Genomic DNA, 17,445 nt, shown 5'->3' on the forward strand with positions numbered 1-17,445 from the left:
GAGCGCCATGTCCCAGAGCCAGTCGCGGTCCACCACCCCGACCAACTGGCAACCCAACCAGCAGGAGCGTGAAGGTCTCTGGATCTTCACCCGTGTGCGCGACTTCATCGACAACATTGCCAACACCTCACCGGCACGTTTGGCGTTGACCGTGTTCGCCGTGGTCATCCTGTTCTTCACTGGATTGCTTTCCCTCCCTGCGGCCGCAGCGGACGGGACTGTGACGCCATTGCACGAGGCAATGTTTACCGCGGTCTCGAGTGTATGCGTCACCGGATTGACCGTGGTCTCCACCGCAACCCACTGGACGTTCTTCGGCCAACTCGTCATCCTGGTGGGTATCTTCGTTGGTGGTTTGGGCACCCTGACCCTGGCCTCGCTCCTGGCACTCATGGTCAGCAAGCGCCTGGGCGTTCGCGGAAAGCTCATTGCCCAGGAAGCCATGAACAACGCCGGACGCCTGGGTGAAGTCGGTACCCTGCTCCGGATTGTCATCGTGACCTCCGTGGTCATTGAGGCAGTCCTGGCACTGGCACTGATTCCGCGCTTCATTGTGCTGGGCGAAGACTTCTGGCAGGCAGTATGGCACGGCGTCTTCTACTCCATTTCCGCTTTCAACAATGCCGGATTCACGCCTCACTCCGATGGCATCGTTCCTTACGAAACCGACCTCTGGATCCTGGTGCCCCTCATGCTGGGGGTCTTCCTCGGCAGCCTGGGCTTCCCGGTGGTGATGGTCCTCCAGCAGAACGGCCTCAACTGGAGAAAGTGGAACCTCCACACCAAGCTCACCATCCAGGTCTCCTTCATCCTGCTCGCAGCCGGTACCGTCCTCTGGGCCATGATGGAATGGGACAACGTCCGGACCATCGCCAATATGAACCTTGGCGACAAGATCACGCATTCCCTCTTTGCCTCCGTCATGACGCGGTCGGGTGGCTTCAACCTGGTGGACCAGAACCACATGGAATCCACCACCATGCTGCTCACCGATGCCCTCATGTTTGCCGGCGGCGGATCGGCCTCCACAGCGGGCGGCATCAAGGTGACCACCATCGCCGTCATGTTCCTGGCCATCATGGCCGAAGCCCGCGGTGACGCCGATGTGAAGGTTTACGGACGCACGATTCCCCAGGGCACCATGCGCGTGGCCATCTCGGTGATCGTCGCCGGCGCCACTCTGGTGTCTGTAGCCGCATTCCTGCTGCTCGCCATCAGCGGAGCGTCACTGGACCGGGTGCTCTTCGAATCCATTTCCGCTTTCGCCACCGTGGGACTCAGCACCAACCTCAGTGCCGAGCTGCCGCCGTCGGGCGTTTATGTCCTGACAGCGCTGATGTTCGCCGGACGCGTCGGTACCGTGACCCTTGCAGCCGGCCTGGCACTGCGCCAGCGCAGCCAGCTGTTCCACTACCCGGAAGAGAGGCCAATCATTGGCTAGTACCACGGGGGCCGCCAACCGCCCCGCACACAATGCTCCGGTGTTGGTCATTGGATTGGGCCGCTTCGGCTCCGCTACGGCCGAGCAATTGGTCAAGCAGGGTCGTGAAGTCCTGGCCATCGAGCGCGACCGCACGCTGGTGCAGAAGTGGGCTCCGGTGCTGACGCACGTCGTCGAGGCCGACGCGACCAACATTGATGCCCTACGCCAGCTGGGCGCACAGGAGTTCAGTTCCGCCGTCGTCGGCGTTGGTACCTCCATTGAGTCCTCCGTGCTCATCACCGTGAACCTGGTGGACCTCGGCATCCAGCACCTCTGGGTTAAAGCAATCACCCCGTCCCATGGCAAGATCCTCACCAGGATCGGCGCCAACCACGTCATCTACCCTGAGGCCGACGCAGGAGTCCGTGCCGCCCACCTCGTCTCCGGGCGCATGCTGGACTTCATCGAGTTCGACGACGACTACGCGATCGTCAAGATGTATCCGCCCAAGGAAACCGTTGGCTTCACGCTGGAAGAGTCCAAGGTCCGCTCCAAGTACGGCGTGACCATTGTGGGCGTGAAAACCCCTGGCGAGGACTTCACCTACGCCCGGCCGGAAACCAAAGTGTCCGGCCACGACATGTTGATCGTCTCCGGACACGTGGACCTGCTGGAGCGCTTCGCCGCCCGCCCCTGACCCCTCTGGAGTTTTTGTACAGCTAACGCCCTTAAGACACCCTTTTGAGAGCGTTAGCTGTACAAAAACTAGCCGAGTTGCTTGGTGATTTCGGCTGCGCGGGCTGCAGCGGCCCTCGCACCGTCAGCAATGATTTTGGGGATCCCGCCGTCGTCGAACGCAGCGATGGCGCGTTCCGTAGTGCCGTTGGGGCTGGTGACACCGACGCGAAGGGCATGCGGGTCCGCGCCCGGTTCGGCCAGCATGAAGCCGGCGCCCGCCACCGTCTCGCGGGCCAGCATGACGGACAGTTCTTCGTCCAAACCAAGCTCCACGCCGGCTGCTGCCATGGCCTCGGCGAGATAAAACGCATAGGCAGGACCCGAACCGCTGATGGCGGACAACGCGTCCACCTGCTCTTCGGGGATCTCCACCACCTTTCCGGCGCCTGCCAGCGCCTGCTTGGCATTTTCAAGCTGCTCAGGGGTGCAATGCGTTCCCGGCGAAACAGATACGACGCCGCGGCCCAGCCGGGCGGGCGTGTTCGGCATGGTGCGGATCACCGGTTGGCCTTCCGGCAGTGCCGCTTCCAGTTGCGCGATTGAGACGGCAGCCGCGACGCTCACCACGATGGTGTCTTTCGCCAAGGCAGGCCTGATCTCCCGGGCCAGGTCCAGGATGCCCACCGGCTTAACGCCCAGAATGACAATGCTGGAGCCCTTGGTGGCCAACTTGTTGTTGTCCGGCTCTTCCTCACCGGCGATCGCCGTCACGCCGTGGCGCTGCGCGAGTTCTTCGGCACGCTCCGCCCGACGGACCGTTGCAACAATGTCCGAGGGGTCCGTGCCCGCGGCGAGCAGGCCTCCCATGATGGCCTCGTTCATGGATCCACAGCCAAGGAATGCGATTCGGTTGCTCATGGCTCCATCATTGCAGTTGACCTCGGACGGGGTCGAATGGATTCCGGATTCACAGCTTGTTCCCAAGGTTATTGCAGGCGGCACTCATGCTTGGTCCGTAACTTAGTAGTTACCTCATTGAGGGTGCGAGTGATGAGGCGGGCATGGGGATGTCCGCCAGCAGCACCGGTGGCCGGACGGGTTTTCCCCCATTTCCCGATTCGGCCGCCGGTGCTTTCGCTTTTAACCGGCCCCTTTTAACCCGCCGTTCGGGTTACTGATCTGAGCTGCGAACCAGGGGAACCGTGAGATGTTGCCGGGCAAAACGCAATGTTTCGGCCAGCATTTCCTCCCGCTCGCCCGCCACTTTTGCCTTACGTGTTGAAATCTCAGCCACCACCACACCGTCAAAGCCCGAGGTCGCCAGGTGCTGCAAAGCATCCGCGCACTGCTGGGTTCCGGTACCGGGAACCAGATGCTCGTCCTTGCCCGAACCGGAGCCGTCGGTCAGGTGGACGTGGCGGAGCTTGCTGCCCAGGGCCTTGATGGCTTCCAAACTGTTGGCCCCGGCAGTGGCGGCGTGCGAGAAGTCCCAAGTGACGTCGTCGTAATCTTGCCCCAGCGGGTCCCAGTGCGGCAGGTAAGCAACCGCTTCCCGTCCCCGCACGCGCCACGGGTACATGTTCTCCACCGCGATGCGGACCTTGTACATGGTGGCAATTTCACGCACACCCTCGACGAAGTTCTCCGCGTAGTTGGACTGCCAGCGGAAAGGCGGGTGGACCACCACGGTGTCGCAGCCGACCTCAGTGGCCATCTGGCAGGACCTCTCGATCTTGTTCCACGCAGTCCCCCACACCTGCTGGGTCAGCAGCAGAGTTGGAGCGTGGATGGAGACGATCTCCTGGTTGTAGCGGTGGCTGAGCTGGATCAGGGCCGCGGGGTCCTGGCTCACGGCGTTGTTGGTGACCATCACCTCAACGCCCTCGTAACCCAGGTCCTGGGCCACGGCGAAGGCGTCATGGACGCTCAAGGGATAGACGGAGGCGCTGGAAAGCGCCACAGGGATCTGGCGGTCATTCACTTCAGGTTCGACGTCGTTGCTCATCTCAGGAGGCCAGCCCGCCTGCCGCGGGGGCTGGAATTGGGGAAGGGGCAGGGGTATTTACCGGCACCGGAAACTCTTTCACATCCGGCTGGGATTCATCGCTATCGGGGGTTGGGCCGCTTTCCTTGGCGGCTTTCTTCTTGGACTTGTCCTTCTTCTTCCTCTTGCCCACATGGGGTGCAGGATCCAAGGCTTCTTCGAAGACCAGCTGATCCAGGCGCCGCAGGATCAAGCCTTCCCGGAGGGCCCACGGACAGATCTCCATCGTGGGGAATTCGAACAGTTCAAGCGCCGCCTCAGCCACCAGGGCGCCTGCCAGCAACTGGCGCGCCCGGGCATCCGAAACACCTGGCAAGTACAGCCTGTCCTCCACTGTCATGGCAGAGATACGCTGCGCCCACAAACCGAGGTCCGCCGCGTGGAGCTCCCGCTTCACGTAGGGGCCGGCCGCACTGGGGGCAGCGCCGGCAATACGGGCCAGTGAGCGGAACGTCTTGGACGTCCCGGCCACAAGGTTTGCGCGGCCAAGGTCGTGGAAGTTGCGGACCACCGGTTTCAGCGTAGAGCGGATGTAGCGCCGGAGTTCCTTGACGCTCTTGGCGCTGGGCGGATCATCGTGGAGCCAGTCCCTCGTCAGACGGCTGGCACCCAACGGGACCGAGGTTGCGAACTCAGGGAGTTCGTCGGTTCCGTACGCCATTTCGAAGGAGCCGCCTCCGATGTCCAGATCCAGGATCGGGCCGGCACCCCAGCCGTACCAACGCCGGACAGCGAAGAACGTCATGGATGCTTCTTCGCTGCCGGTGAGTTCCTGGAGGGTCACAGTGGTCTCGTGCTTGACCCTGGCCAGGACCTCCGGACCGTTGGTTGCTTCGCGGATGGCGGAGGTACAGAAGGCAAGGAGATCCTCTGCCTTATGACTTGCGGCGAACTCCCAGGCCTCCAGGACGAATTCGATGAGCTCATGCTGGCCGGCGTCATTGATATTGCCGTCTCCGTCGAGGTATTGCACCAGGGAGAGGGGGCGCTTGTGGGAGGCGAAAGCTACCGGGCGCGCGCCGGGGTGGGCATCCACCAGGAGCAGGTGGACGGTGTTGGACCCGATGTCGAGAACGCCAAGACGCATTCTGCCATTATTCACCGATTCGAAGCCCGGTAAGCAACTTGACGGTGACGTTTCGCCGACGCGATGGAAGCCTATTGGCCGTCTTCGTGCTATTCCCCCTGATCCACTTCGTCGGCGCGCTCGAAGTCGCGCCTGATGTTCGCGATGCCCTCGGGATCGATTTCGAAGCCGAATTCGCTTCCCGGGTTGATGACCATGCCCAGCTCGTCACCGATGTTGCCAAGGATCGCTGAACCCATGGTGCCCAGGACGTGCGGCGCGGCTTCCAGGAAACGCTCGTCGACGCGGCTGGGGTGGCTGAAGACAGCCAAAACGGGCTGTCCGTCAGCGTTCGAGAGCACCAGCGGCTCAACCGAGGAGTCGGGGCCGTCTACGGCTTCCGAGCTGACAAGGTAGACCTCGTTGTTCAGGAACGCGAGGATGACGTCCACGGGGTTCGCATCCGGCTGGTCGGCCAGGGCGAGCTTCTCCTCGAGGTCGTTCAAAGGTTCGTTGTCCGGTGAAACCGTCTGTTCAGTCATGGTTCTACTCGACCACGATGCCAGCCGGGGCGCAATTCGCGAATGCTCCCCGGCCAGCCCCCCCGGCTACTTCTTGGCTGCCGCCTTCTTGGCAGGCGCTTTGCGGGTGGTGGTCCGCTTGACCGGCCCCTTGGCCCGCTTTTCGGCCAAAAGTTCGACGGCGCGTTCCCGGGTCAGTTCCTCAAGCGAGGTTGAGCGCGGGACAGTAATATTCGTGACACCGTCGGTGATGTAGGGTCCGAACCGACCTTCCTTAACCACGATGTTCTTCTCCGAAACAGGGTCCGGTCCAAACTCAGCCAACGGCGGTACGGCCGCCCGTGCGCCACGCTGTTTCGGCTGCGAGTAGATCTCCAGCGCCTGGTCCAGGGTGATCGTGAAAATTTCCTCTTCAGATCCGATGGACCGGGAGTCCGTACCCTTCTTCAGATACGGGCCAAAACGGCCGTTCTGGACCGTAATGGGGTTGCCCTCAGCATCCTCGCCCAAGACCCTGGGAAGGCTCATGAGCTGCAAGGCCTCATCGAGTGTCACGCTGTCCACCGTCATGGACTTGAACAACGAACCCGTACGGGGCTTGGCCTTGACCGGCTTCTTGGGAGGCTTGGGCTTGCCGTTCTTGTAGTACTCCACCGGCTGGTTGGCCAGCTGCTCTTCGGTCATCTCCGGGATGATCTCGGTAACGTACGCGCCGTAGCGGCCGTTCTTGGCCACCACCGTGTGACCGGTGTGGGGATCCGTTCCCAGGACGCGTTCCTCGGGGGCCGCCGTCTCCATCAGTTCCTTGGCTTTTTCCGCCGTGAGTTCGTCGGGAGCAAGCTCTTCCGGGACGTTGGCTCGGGCGGACTCAACCACCTCGCCTGTCTTCTCATCCACGGTGGGGATGGAGCTCTCCAGGTACGGTCCAAACTTGCCCACGCGCAGGGTGATGCCGTCGGCAATGGGAACCGAGTTAATCTCCCGCGCGTCAATCTCGCCAAGGTTGTTGACGATGCTGAGCAGGCCGGGATCGGCGTCTTCTCCGTAGTAGAAGTGCTTGAGCCACTCGGTCCCGGCAGCCTGGCCGTTGGCGATCTTGTCCAGGTCGCCTTCCATGTCGGCGGTGAATTCGTAGTCCACGTAGTCAGTGAAATGCTGCTCCAGCAACCGGATCACCGAGAACGCAATCCAGCTTGGAACCAGGGCCGAGCCCTGTTTGCGGACGTATCCGCGATCCTGGATGGTGGAAATTGTGGACGCGTATGTGGACGGGCGGCCAATGCCACGCTTTTCCAACTCAGCGGTGAGGGATGCTTCCGTGTAGCGCGGGGGCGGGGACGTCTCGTGCCCCACCGCCACGATGTCCGAAGCCGTCAGGGAATCGCCCTTGGCAACGTTCGGGAGGCGGCGGGCTTCATCGGAATCGTCGTCGCCGCGGCTTTCGTCCTTGCCCTCTTCGTAGGCGGCCAGGAAGCCGGGGAACGTGATGACCGTACCGGAGGCGGAGAACTCTGCGTCGCGTCCATCGGCGGCCACAGCGCCCAGGCGGATGGTAGCCGTTGAACCCTTGGCGTCAGCCATCTGCGACGCAACGGTGCGCTTCCAGATGAGCTCGTAAAGGCGGAACTCGTCACCGCTGAGCTGCTTGGCAACCTGGGCAGGCGTGCGGAAAGAGTCACCAGCGGGACGGATGGCCTCGTGTGCTTCCTGGGCGTTGGCGGCTTTGTTCGCATAGACGCGGGGGCTTTGGGGCACGTACTCCGGGCCGTACAGTTCGGCAGCCTGGCGGCGGGACGCGGTCAGTGCTTCATCGCTCAGCGCCGAGGAGTCCGTACGCATATAGGTGATGTAGCCGTTTTCGTACAGGCGCTGGGCAATCTGCATGGTGCTCTTGGACGAGAACCGGAGCTTACGGCCGGCTTCCTGCTGCAACGTAGAGGTTGTGAAGGGAGCTGCCGGCCTGCGGGTGTAGGGCTTGGTGTCAACCGAACGGACACGGAATTCAGCGTTTTCCAACCCGGAAGCCAAGGACGTGGCAAGTTCCTCATTGAGGTGGACCACGTTCGAGGAAGTGAGTTGGCCATTGTCGTTGAAATCGCGGCCGCTGGCAACCTTGGCACCGTCCACGGCAGCAAGCTTTGCCTTGAACGAGCCCGATCCTGCGCCGAACTGTCCCGTCAGGTCCCAGTAGGAAGCAGCCCGGAACGCCATGCGTTCGCGTTCACGGTCCACCACCATACGGGTCACCACGGACTGCACACGACCAGCCGAGAGGCCCCGGGCAACCTTGCGCCACAGGACCGGGGAGATCTCATAACCATAGAGGCGGTCAAGAATACGACGCGTCTCCTGGGCATCAACGAGCGCACCGTCGACGTCGCGCAGGTTGTCCATGGCCCTGTGGATTGCTTCCTTGGTGATTTCACCGAAGGTCATGCGGTAGACCGGAACCTTGGGCTTCAGGACCTCCAGGAGGTGCCACGCGATGGCTTCGCCCTCGCGGTCCCCATCGGTTGCGAGGTAAAGAGCATCAGCATCTTTGAGCTGTGCCTTGAGTTCGGCAACCTTTTTCTTCTTGTCCGGGGAGACGACGTAGTACGGCTTGAAGTCGTTTTCGATGTCGACGGCGAACTTGCCCAGCGACGTCTTCTTCAGTTCTGCAGGAAGGTCGGAGGGCTGCGGGAGATCCCGGATGTGGCCAATGGAAGCCTCGACGATGAAGCCCTCGCCAAGGTACTTGGCGATGGTCTTGCTTTTGGCCGGAGACTCCACGATCACGAGTTTCTTGCCGGTTTTTGCCTTGCTGGGCACGATGCTCCTACAGAAAAATGTGTAATTGGGCTGCTGCCCATATTGGCCTAGTTCACCATAGTTTGCAGAATCCTGCGCTTTGGGCCGGAAAACCAGGCGGTCCATCGGGGACCCATGATGGCGCTAGTGCCCCGGTGCCTCACGGTCGTCCGGGATCATCGACCACAAGGTTGCCATCCGCACAGCGCCCTCAGGAATCCGGGTGGGATCCTCAAGCTCGTACTCGCGAACAACCTCCCGGATTCTATCCGCAAGCTCTTTCCTTTGCGGGTTTGTCAGGTAGAGCAAATTGCTTGAAAGGACCACGGCTGCAGGTTCCTCGGCGGTCTCCCCCCTTTGCCGGCGCTCACCGCGCGCCTTGGCAAACGCCGAAGCCCGGCGCCGGAAGGCATCGAGTTCGAGATCCACCACAGCGATCTCCGGGCTGGCAACGCTGCCGCCTGAGATGGTGAAGTCCGTTCCGGCCGCCTTCCATCGCCTTTCGCGGGCGTCTCCGGAGTTCTCTGCAGGAGCCACGATTCCCCACTTCTGGAGGGCCCTCAGGTGGTAGCTCATGGCACTGGGGGTCAGGCCCGTCCTTGCAGCGAGTTCGGTGGCCGTGTGGCTTACCTGCGTGGCGTAGAGCTCTGAGATGACCTCGATACGGGCAGCGTGCGCCAGGGCGCGGATGGCCTTGGGGTCGGTGATCTCAACCGTCTTCTCTGCCCGCTTCCGCCGCGGAAGGTCGCCTGACGTTGAGGATGTCTCGTTGTTCGCAATCACTTCATCAGTGTAGTCAGCGTCACTTACAGGAGGACCCGTCCTCGACGAACGATGCCCGTCCGGGCCATTCATGAGCTTGGCCGGTCGGAGTCGGGAAGCAGGAAACCCTCCAAAACCAGGTTGGTGACTTCGTTGAAGAGACCTTCACGGAAAGCCGCCTCGTCGAAGGATTCGTCACCGCCCAGGAGTGCAACCAGCGCGGATACGATCTGGCGGACGGACAGTTGTCCATCGCATGCCGAGACGAAACCCGCCAGTTCGGTGCTCAGCAGATTGGTCCGCCGCAGGCCGGCACCCTGTCGCAGGAGAATGACTCCCGGGTGCTGGGCTCCTGGACGCTGGTGCCGTTCTTCGGTGACATCCTCGGCCACTATCAAATGAGCCTCTTGAATGGGATTGGCCGCCACCCAGTCCGCCCGCTCCACCGCCGCGCCCAGATGTGGACCGACCGGCTGCTCGATGGGGTAGGTGATCTCCTCGAACCGGCTGATGATTGGGTCGTTCCCGGGGCGGCGAAGCCAGATCATGCCAAAGCCGATTCCCTCGACATTCCTGGAGGCAAAGTCCTTGAGATAGGCGGCGTAGGCGTCCTTGTATTGTTCCCCGTCGCGGTTCTGCGATGCGTCCTGCAACCAGGTTTCCGCATATTGCTCCGGACCAACCTGCTCGCGCTGGATGAACCAGGCATCCAGGCCGGAGTCCTTCAGCCAGGCCTGGGGACGGTCCTTCCAGTCAGTTCCTGCAGCAACCTCCCAGTTGCCCAGCATCTGCGCTGTCCCACCGGGCTCAAGGACCGAGCAGATGGACTGCACAAGCGACGCCACGATCTCGTCACCTGGCAGTCCGCCGTCCCGGTAGGTGAACTGGTCCGCGGAGGACTCCCCGCCGGCACGGGGAGTGATCACAAATGGCGGGTTGGACACCACCAGGCCGAAATACTCCCCGGACACGGGTTCGAGCAAGGAGCCCAGCCTCAAGCTCACCCGGCTCTCAAGGTTGTTCGGGTCCAGGTCCAGCTCCGCCGCGTTGAGCAGCAGGTTGAATCGGGTAAATGCCAGTGCCCGCGCGGAGATGTCCGTTGCGGTGACGTGCTCACAGTGGTGCAGGAGGTGGAAGGTCTGGATGCCGCAGCCCGTCCCCAGGTCCAGCGCCCGCCCCGTGTGCTGCCTGAAGGTGGTTTGGACAAGGGTGGTGGACGCACGCCCGATGCCAAGAACGTGATCGTGCCTCAAAACTCCCGGTTGCTGATGGGCGGCGAGATCACTGGCCACCCAGAGTTCCGCGCCACCACTGCCGTCGGCATTGGCGTCCCAGCCATAGGGGCGAAGGTCCACTTTGGCTCGGACCATCCCGGAATCAAGCACAACCAGCCCCAAGACTTCGAGGCCGCGGGAGCCGGTTCCGGGCAGAGCGGCGTCAATGTCGCCGACAGTCTGCGGAACCGCCAGCAGCCACAGCCGCACTACGAACGCCAGCGAGCGGACGGCGGGGTCTTCGGACGCTGCCAGCCGTTCACTGGCCAACAACGCCGGTACCAGCTGGTCCCTGGACAACGCCTCCGAGGCGGACTCCCCCAGAAACTCCGCCACTCCATCCACTGTGTAGGAGATCGCACGAAGATCCGCGGCCAGGGCCAGGAGGAGCTCCGGCCGGTCACTGCGGGGAGCATCGTCAATGGAGCCGGCGGTAAACAAGGAAGCTGTGTCAGTCACCTTGCCAGTGTAGGGGCGGCGCGCCTGCCCCACGGGTTCCTCGGCCGCGCTATGTGGACAAACGGGGCCTCCCTGACCCGGTAGCGTTGGATTCATGCTCAACTTCTCCTCCACAGGGCGCGCCGCCGGCCTTGTTGCCCTCTCCGCGGCGGCTCTTCTCGGGGTCTCGGCCTGCCAGGCTCCCGTCAACATCCAGGACGCGGACGTCCCTGCGTGGAAGGGCAGAGTCCTCCCGGCGACGAGCACCGCCGTGCTGGAGGATTCGGGAAAAATTCTCAATCGGGATCCCTTGGTCAAGGAGTCCTCCAACGTCCCTGCCGGAAACTACACACTGACCATGGCGTGCGACGGCGGCGGCAAGGCCTACTTTGCGGTCTCTTCGGCCGGTAAGAAGATTACCGACGCCGCCGCAGCCTGCAATGCAAGCTTGGACGTCGTCAAAATCAAGGTGCCTGCGACGGGCCCCCTGAGCATCTCGACCAGCAGCGTGGACGCGCCGCTGATCTTCGCCTACCACCTGGTGCCCGCGACGAGCTAGAACGTTGCCGGCACTGCCCAACCCGGCCTTCAGCCCGGGCCCGCAGCGGCGTAAAGTCAGCTCATGGGCAGCAAAGCAGCTCCCTCCGTAACGGTACAGCGGCTGGCGAGGACCGCCGTCGTACTCTTGATGCTCTGCGGTAGCGTAGCTGCTTGCGAATACACCTATGAGGACGGCGGCCGCGGCGAGCCCAGCGCTACGTCGACTGCCGCGAACGTGGTCCTCCCACCGGATCCTGCACTGCAGGAAACCGTCACCGGGCAGGCCCTGGAGGAGTGGGCCGCAGCGTCTTTGCCCGAATCGCAGGGGCAGTCGTTTTATTCAAGCAACGGCCATCTTGCCGCCGGCGAAGCAAAGACCGAGCAAACAGTGGTGCTGCCTGGTGGCACCTATGCGGTGACCTTGGCGTGCCGCGGCACGCGCCGGGTGAAGTTCGCGGTGAAACTGGGCGAGGCCGAACTCATCGACCTCACCCTCGGTTGTGCCAACGCGCGGGTCAGCGTAGTCCAGCTGGAGAAGGACGCAGTGCTTTCCATCACCGTGGGGGCGGGGTCGGACGCCAACTTTGCCTACCGTGTGAGCAGGCTCTGAAGCGGGTTCACGCTGCGTCGCAGCCCCCGGGGCAGCGGAGTGTTTCCGGGCTTGACGCGCATTCGGCGCAGTAGAGGGTCAGCGTGCGGCAGCTCGGATTGGAGCAGTTCTCGAATTTGCTGGTGGGCGCAGCGCACCTCACGCACTCGCCGATGGTCTTGGCTTCGTCACTGAATTCGACGTGCATGCGCTTGTCGAACACATAAAGGGAGCCCTCCCACAGGCCCTGGTCCTTGAACGTCTCCCCGTAGCGGACTATGCCGCCATCCAGTTGGTAGACCTCTTTGAAGCCCCGGTTGACCATAAGGCTGGAGAGCACTTCACAACGGATTCCGCCCGTGCAGTAAGTGACCACAGGTTTGTCCTTGAGGTCGTCGTACTTGCCGGAGTCGAGTTCCTTGATGAAGTCATGGGTGGTGTCCACGTCCGGAACGATCGCGTCCTTGAATTTACCGATCTGTGCCTCGAAAGCATTACGGCCATCAAAGAAGACGATGTCTTCGCCGTTGGACTTCTTGGCATCCACGAGAGCGTGAAGTTCCTCAGGCTGGAGGTGCCTGCCGCCGCCGACGACGCCATTCGCGTCAACCTTCAACTCGCCGGGCGCACCGAAGGACACGATTTCGTCGCGGACCTTGACGCTGAGCCGCGGGAAATCATCTGCGCCGCCTTCTGACCATTTGAAGTCGATGTCGTGGAACCCCTTGTACTCCCTGGTGGTCTTCACGTACTGCTTCATGTTGTTCAGCTCGCCGCCCACGGTGGCGTTGATGCCGTCCTTGGAAATGAGGATCCTGCCCTTGAGGCCAAGCTTTTCGCAGAGGGCACGCTGCCATAGACGCACAGCGTCAGGGTCTGCGATCGGAGTAAAGCCATAGAAGAGCACAATTCGGTTCAAAGCCACTGTTAAAGGGTACTTGGTGCAGTAAAACGCAGGTGCGGCGGATAGCCCACGTCACAATTCCATAAGCAACGATTCTTCCGTTGACATCGCTCTGTTCCTTCAGGGAGCGCTGGCATAGTCTCTCTACATGAGTCCAGACGCCTTGGTTGAAGACATTGCGCACCTGTTGGAAGTCTGGGTGGCCGGCTGGTCCGGCTGCCGGGGCTACGAGTCGCGCCAGGAAGGCCGCTTTCCTGCCGCTTTTCGCGCCGACAAGACCGGTGACTGGGAGTACTTCGCCCATGATCCGTCCGATGACGAGTTCGCTGCCTTGGCGGGCAAGACAGCAGAATCCCCTAGCCGGATCCTGACCATCCTCACCAATGACGTCCAACGGTACAAATACCTTGCCGAACAACACGGGCTGACTGTGACGTCGGCTTCCCAGACCATGATGATCGTTGACATGGAAACCCAGGACGCTGAAGATCCATGGCTCCCCGACGACGACCTCGAACTTGCCACCTCCGAATCCAATGGCGTCCATCACGCCGTAGTGCACGCAGGCGAACAGGTGGCTGCCAGCGGAAGGGTCTACGTGGTGAACGGCACCGCCGTGTTTGACAAGATCGTCACCGAGCCGGGGTTCCAGCGTCGTGGGCTGGGCAGCTTCATCATGAAGGCGCTGGCTGCGCAGGCTTTCTCGCACGACGTCGAAAACGGCCTCCTCCTGGCATCCCTTGACGGCCAGAAGCTGTACTCGCACCTGGGCTGGGACGTTGTATGCCACGTCCTCATGATGTCGGTCAGCGGAGCAGAAGGTTCGGACCTTTCCGGGAAGTAAGGCTCGCCGCTTTGCGGCACTGGCCGAGGGCGGTTCCCTGGGGTGCCGCCGTCGGGCGTCGCTGCAGGGTGACAGAATGATTTGGTGGCTGCACCCAATTCCTTGATCTCCTTGCTGGGCCGGACCCCGGATCCTGAGCAGCTGCGCCATGTCCACACCATCCCGGCCCGGAAGGCAGTCAACGAGCCCTGGCCGGCTTGGGTACACCCCGATGTCGTGGCCAGCTACGGAACCCTGGGCATCCACGAACCGTACCGGCACCAGATCCAAGCTGCCGATATCGCCCACGACGGACAGCACGTGGTCATTGCCACAGGAACAGCTTCCGGAAAGTCCCTGGCCTATCAGTTGCCGGCATTGGATGCGATCCACCGTTCCGAATTGCGGGTCCTGTCGGACCCCGGAAAAATCCACGACGACGGCGCCGTCACCCTCTATCTCTCCCCTACCAAAGCACTGGCTGCTGACCAGCTCGCAGCGATCCGTGCGCTGAACATGCCCACTGTCCGTGCCGAATCATACGACGGCGACACGGACCTCGCCTCCCGACGCTGGATCAGGGACCACGCCAATTTCATCCTGGCGAACCCCGACATGCTGCACTTTGGAATCCTTCCCAACCACACGTGGTGGGCAAGGTTCTTCCGAAGGTTGCGCTACGTGATCGTCGACGAGGCACACAGCTACCGCGGGGTCTTTGGATCGCATGTAGCAAACCTCATGCGACGGCTGCGGCGGATCTGCGCCTACTACGGTGCAGGGACTTCCTTTCCCGAGCCGGTTTTCATCGCGGCCTCCGCCACCGCATCCGATCCCGCCGTTTCCTTCGGACGGCTCATTGGAGCGCCGGTCCGCGAGGTGTCTGAAGATTGCTCCCCTCATGGATCCACTACCGTGGCGTTCTGGGAGCCCGCGCTGACCGACCTCAAGGGTGAAAACGGAGCCAAACAACGCCGGACAGCAGTCGCCGAAACAGCTGACATCCTGGCCAACCTGGTTTCCTCGCGGATCCGAACCATCGCCTTCATTAAATCCCGGCGCGGGGCAGAATCCATCGCTTCCATCACCAAAAGACTCCTGGACGAGGTGGACCCCAGCCTCCCTGGCCGGGTGGCCGCCTACAGATCCGGCTACCTCCCTGAAGAGCGGCGTGCCCTGGAGCAAGCACTCAGGTCCGGCCAACTGCTTGGGGTGTCGAGCACCTCTGCCCTGGAACTCGGAATTGATATCTCCGGGCTGGACGCTGTGCTGGTGGCCGGTTGGCCCGGCACCCGCGCTTCCCTGTTCCAACAGATTGGCCGGGCAGGACGGGCCGGGCAGGACGCAATCGCCGCTTTTGTTGCCAGCGACGATCCCCTGGACACCTACTTGGTGAACCACCCGGAAGCTATCTTTGACGTGTCTGTGGAAGCCACTGTGTTTGATCCCGGCAACCCTTACGTCCTTGGACCACATCTGTGTGCAGCGGCCGCTGAACTGCCAATCGGCCCGGCGGAGCTCGATCTTTTCGGCCCGACGGCAGAGGGTTTGCTTGAACGCCTGGTGGCGCAGGGGTACCTGCGCAAGCGGCCCGCCGGCTGGTTCTGGACCCACCCGGAAAGTGCCGCCGGAATGGTGAATCTGCGGGCCGACGGCGGCGGGCCTGTCAGCATCGTGGACGCCGAAACCGGCTCCCTCCTGGGAACGATGGATTCGCCCCAGACCCACTACCAGGCCCATACGGGCGCAATCTACGTTCATCAAGGCGACAGCTACCTTGTGGAGGATCTCAACGAGACCGACCATTGCGTCATGGTGCGGCGGGTGAACCCCGATTTCTACACCACTGCGCGGGACGTGACGCAGATCGAGGTTCTCGACACAACGCGCTCGGTTCAATGGGGTGACATCACGGTTCACTTTGGCGATGTCAAGGTAACCACTCAAGTTGTGTCCTTCCAGCGAAAAGCGTTGATTTCAAATGAGATCCTTGGCGAAGAGCCCTTGGATCTGGGTGCCCGTGAGCTGTTCACCAAGGCCGTCTGGTTCGTGGTGGAGAACAGATCACTGCATGGAGCCGGCCTGGTTGAAGCCGAGTTCCCTGGTGCGCTCCATGCGGCAGAGCACGCCGCCATCGGGCTCCTGCCCTTGGTGGCATCGAGCGACAGGTGGGATATCGGGGGCGTTTCCACGGCCCTGCATGCCGACACCGGGGTCCCGACGATCTTTGTCTACGACGGACATCCGGGCGGCGCCGGCTTCGCGGAGCGCGGTTTCGAAAAAGCCAAAACATGGTTGACCGCCACCCGGGACGCCATTAAGGCCTGTGAGTGTGAAACCGGCTGCCCGTCCTGTGTCCAGTCCCCCAAATGCGGCAACAAGAACAACCCCCTGGACAAGGCAGCCGCCATCACCCTGCTTGGTGTCCTGCTCAAGGATGCTGTCTAAGCACCCGACGGTGAACGAGGTGGCCCCGCCCTTGCACGGCCCGTAGCTACGCCCCATCTGAAGGGATAGGCCAATTCGGTGACGACCTCCACCACCTCGCCGCCCGCCACCACACAGGAGCTCAAGATTGCGTTGTGATGCCGGACCACCTCCGCCGCCACGGCACACGGCTCTCCCGATGTCAGCCCCCGGGCAGCGTCTGCCCCCGCCAGGGCGGCCAAGTCGGCGGCTGATGCCGCCCGTGACGCCATCACTCCTGCTTGGGCCAAAAGCAGCACGCTGAGCAGGAGCGCCGTCACCACGGTTCCCAACGCCAGGGCGAGCACCGATCCTGACCCACGCTCACTGTCAAAACTGAAGGCCCGCCGGGTCACGGTGTTCCTGCCTCTGCGCGGGCGGAGGCAGACGCCGTCAGTCTCCACGGGATAAGCGACCCCATGGTTCCCCCGACCGGTGATGAAGCAGTAACTGTCAGCCAGCCGCCGTCGGCTGTCAGCGATGAGCTGGCGTCCTCCCCGGCAAGCCGCGTGACGGTGTCCTCCACAACAGCCGCCGTTTCGCCCCGCGCGGAAGCCCGGGCACCGGCCCTCGCTGCCTCCTCCAACCGCAGTTGCGTGATGGCCGCAGCGCCGCCCGCCAGCAGGAAAGCCAGCAGCAGCACCACTGCCGGTAACGCGACAGCGAACTCGGCAGTCACGGCTCCGCGCTCCTGAGCTGCCGGGACAGTCTTCCTGCGGACAGGCAGCGCCTCCATCATGGCAAGGACAGGGCCGTACGGATCACGTTGAGCAGAAAGCCCCGGACTTCTTCGCTGCGAAGGATGACCACCAACAAACCGGCCAAACCAACGGCTGCCAAGGTGGTGATCGCATACTCCGCGGTGGCCATGCCCCCTTCCGAGCCCATGAGCCGCCTGGGGGATCCTGTCCGGGGCCGTCTCCGACGCCGTACGGGGTCACTCGCACGCTCCGGATCGCGGACTGTCACAATGGCTTGCCGTGATTCAGAGTATGTGAGGGCGGGGGCGTTGCGGGCAACCGGCCCGGCAGCAGGTGGACTGAATGTTGTTGTCACGGTGGGTTCCTTTCAAAGGGTGCCAGCGGTTCTGGCTGATTCGACTCTTCCGTGGCCCAACAGGGGCCGAA

Annotated in this window: 17 protein-coding genes; 6 read left to right on the top strand and 11 right to left on the bottom strand. The window is 62.6% G+C overall.

All coding sequences use genetic code 11. From position 1 onward, the window contains the following. Positions 1-7: 7 nt before the first annotated feature. Positions 8-1,441, top strand: coding sequence for a TrkH family potassium uptake protein (locus ACFUOZ_RS17315; RefSeq protein WP_377550362.1), 1,434 nt, complete (start codon positions 8-10; stop codon positions 1,439-1,441). Between the two features lie 40 nt (positions 1,442-1,481). Then, positions 1,482-2,120 carry a TrkA family potassium uptake protein gene (locus ACFUOZ_RS17320; protein WP_011775951.1) on the top strand — a complete coding sequence of 213 codons (639 nt, stop codon included), beginning with the start codon at positions 1,482-1,484 and terminating at the stop codon, positions 2,118-2,120. A 68-nt stretch (positions 2,121-2,188) separates the two neighbouring features. Here ACFUOZ_RS17320 and proC read toward each other — a convergent pair whose 3' ends face one another. The 7 genes from proC to ACFUOZ_RS17355 form a co-directional block, all read right to left on the bottom strand. After that, positions 2,189-3,019, bottom strand: coding sequence for a pyrroline-5-carboxylate reductase (proC, locus tag ACFUOZ_RS17325; protein ID WP_377550364.1), 831 nt, complete (start codon positions 3,017-3,019; stop codon positions 2,189-2,191). 253 nt (positions 3,020-3,272) lie between these two features. Beyond that, complete coding sequence (locus ACFUOZ_RS17330) at positions 3,273-4,106, bottom strand: sugar phosphate isomerase/epimerase family protein (protein ID WP_377550366.1); 834 nt, start codon at positions 4,104-4,106, stop codon at positions 3,273-3,275. 1 nt (position 4,107) lies between these two features. Beyond that, positions 4,108-5,232, bottom strand: coding sequence for a Ppx/GppA phosphatase family protein (locus tag ACFUOZ_RS17335; protein ID WP_377550368.1), 1,125 nt, complete (start codon positions 5,230-5,232; stop codon positions 4,108-4,110). An 89-nt stretch (positions 5,233-5,321) separates the two neighbouring features. Continuing rightward, the gene (locus tag ACFUOZ_RS17340) at positions 5,322-5,753 is read right to left on the bottom strand and encodes an SseB family protein (protein WP_377550370.1); all 432 of its coding nucleotides are present in this window, start codon (positions 5,751-5,753) and stop codon (positions 5,322-5,324) included. 66 nt (positions 5,754-5,819) lie between these two features. Then, positions 5,820-8,543 (bottom strand): type I DNA topoisomerase, encoded by a 2,724-nt coding sequence (topA, locus tag ACFUOZ_RS17345; RefSeq protein ID WP_377550372.1) that lies wholly within the window; start codon positions 8,541-8,543, stop codon positions 5,820-5,822. Between the two features lie 123 nt (positions 8,544-8,666). Then, positions 8,667-9,377, bottom strand: coding sequence for an ArsR/SmtB family transcription factor (locus tag ACFUOZ_RS17350; RefSeq protein ID WP_377550374.1), 711 nt, complete (start codon positions 9,375-9,377; stop codon positions 8,667-8,669). After that, positions 9,374-11,017, bottom strand: coding sequence for a methyltransferase (locus ACFUOZ_RS17355; protein ID WP_377550376.1), 1,644 nt, complete (start codon positions 11,015-11,017; stop codon positions 9,374-9,376). Before ACFUOZ_RS17355 ends, ACFUOZ_RS17350 begins: the two co-directional genes overlap by 4 nt. 94 nt (positions 11,018-11,111) lie before the next feature. Between ACFUOZ_RS17355 and ACFUOZ_RS17360 the strand changes: the two genes are divergently transcribed. Continuing rightward, positions 11,112-11,555, top strand: coding sequence for a hypothetical protein (locus tag ACFUOZ_RS17360; protein WP_377550378.1), 444 nt, complete (start codon positions 11,112-11,114; stop codon positions 11,553-11,555). A 63-nt stretch (positions 11,556-11,618) separates the two neighbouring features. Next, positions 11,619-12,146: a hypothetical protein gene (locus tag ACFUOZ_RS17365; RefSeq protein ID WP_377550380.1), complete on the top strand. Its 528-nt coding sequence runs from the start codon at positions 11,619-11,621 to the stop codon at positions 12,144-12,146. Positions 12,147-12,153: 7 nt separating this feature from the next. Here the strand turns inward: ACFUOZ_RS17365 and ACFUOZ_RS17370 are convergent, their stop codons facing one another. Next, entirely contained in the window at positions 12,154-13,050 is an 897-nt protein-coding gene (locus tag ACFUOZ_RS17370) for a rhodanese-related sulfurtransferase (RefSeq protein WP_377550382.1), read from the bottom strand. Between the two features lie 127 nt (positions 13,051-13,177). Here ACFUOZ_RS17370 and ACFUOZ_RS17375 point away from each other — a divergent pair, with 127 nt between their 5' ends. Continuing rightward, positions 13,178-13,873 carry a GNAT family N-acetyltransferase gene (locus ACFUOZ_RS17375; protein WP_377550384.1) on the top strand — a complete coding sequence of 232 codons (696 nt, stop codon included), beginning with the start codon at positions 13,178-13,180 and terminating at the stop codon, positions 13,871-13,873. 84 nt (positions 13,874-13,957) lie between these two features. After that, on the top strand, positions 13,958-16,300 hold the full coding sequence (locus ACFUOZ_RS17380) for a DEAD/DEAH box helicase (RefSeq protein ID WP_377550386.1): 2,343 nt from the start codon (positions 13,958-13,960) through the stop codon (positions 16,298-16,300). Here ACFUOZ_RS17380 and ACFUOZ_RS17385 read toward each other — a convergent pair. From ACFUOZ_RS17385 to ACFUOZ_RS17395, 3 genes are read right to left on the bottom strand one after another with little or no spacing between them, the layout of a single operon-like run. Next, on the bottom strand, positions 16,297-16,674 hold the full coding sequence (locus ACFUOZ_RS17385) for an Rv3654c family TadE-like protein (RefSeq protein WP_377550388.1): 378 nt from the start codon (positions 16,672-16,674) through the stop codon (positions 16,297-16,299). The two genes, ACFUOZ_RS17380 and ACFUOZ_RS17385, sit on opposite strands and share 4 nt — an antisense overlap. Beyond that, on the bottom strand, positions 16,671-16,997 hold the full coding sequence (locus ACFUOZ_RS17390; RefSeq protein WP_377550390.1) for a TadE family type IV pilus minor pilin: 327 nt from the start codon (positions 16,995-16,997) through the stop codon (positions 16,671-16,673). Before ACFUOZ_RS17390 ends, ACFUOZ_RS17385 begins: the two co-directional genes overlap by 4 nt. A gap of 56 nt (positions 16,998-17,053) precedes the next feature. Next, positions 17,054-17,290: a DUF4244 domain-containing protein gene (locus ACFUOZ_RS17395; RefSeq protein ID WP_377550466.1), complete on the bottom strand. Its 237-nt coding sequence runs from the start codon at positions 17,288-17,290 to the stop codon at positions 17,054-17,056. Between the last annotated feature and the right edge of the window lie 155 nt (positions 17,291-17,445).

It is taken from the genome of Paenarthrobacter sp. NPDC057355 (assembly GCF_042667405.1).
Lineage (GTDB): Bacteria > Actinomycetota > Actinomycetes > Actinomycetales > Micrococcaceae > Arthrobacter.

What these genes read in the sequence shown, in the direction of transcription:
- ACFUOZ_RS17315 (WP_377550362.1), top strand. Translation starts at nt 8, where the DNA reads ATGTCCCAGAGCCAGTCGCGGTCCACCACCCCGACCAACTGGCAACCC.
- proC (WP_377550364.1), bottom strand. Translation starts at nt 3,019, where the DNA reads ATGAGCAACCGAATCGCATTCCTTGGCTGTGGATCCATGAACGAGGCC.
- ACFUOZ_RS17330 (WP_377550366.1), bottom strand. Translation starts at nt 4,106, where the DNA reads ATGAGCAACGACGTCGAACCTGAAGTGAATGACCGCCAGATCCCTGTG.
- ACFUOZ_RS17335 (WP_377550368.1), bottom strand. Translation starts at nt 5,232, where the DNA reads ATGCGTCTTGGCGTTCTCGACATCGGGTCCAACACCGTCCACCTGCTC.
- ACFUOZ_RS17340 (WP_377550370.1), bottom strand. Translation starts at nt 5,753, where the DNA reads ATGACTGAACAGACGGTTTCACCGGACAACGAACCTTTGAACGACCTC.
- ACFUOZ_RS17350 (WP_377550374.1), bottom strand. Translation starts at nt 9,377, where the DNA reads ATGAATGGCCCGGACGGGCATCGTTCGTCGAGGACGGGTCCTCCTGTA.
- ACFUOZ_RS17360 (WP_377550378.1), top strand. Translation starts at nt 11,112, where the DNA reads ATGCTCAACTTCTCCTCCACAGGGCGCGCCGCCGGCCTTGTTGCCCTC.
- ACFUOZ_RS17365 (WP_377550380.1), top strand. Translation starts at nt 11,619, where the DNA reads ATGGGCAGCAAAGCAGCTCCCTCCGTAACGGTACAGCGGCTGGCGAGG.
- ACFUOZ_RS17375 (WP_377550384.1), top strand. Translation starts at nt 13,178, where the DNA reads ATGAGTCCAGACGCCTTGGTTGAAGACATTGCGCACCTGTTGGAAGTC.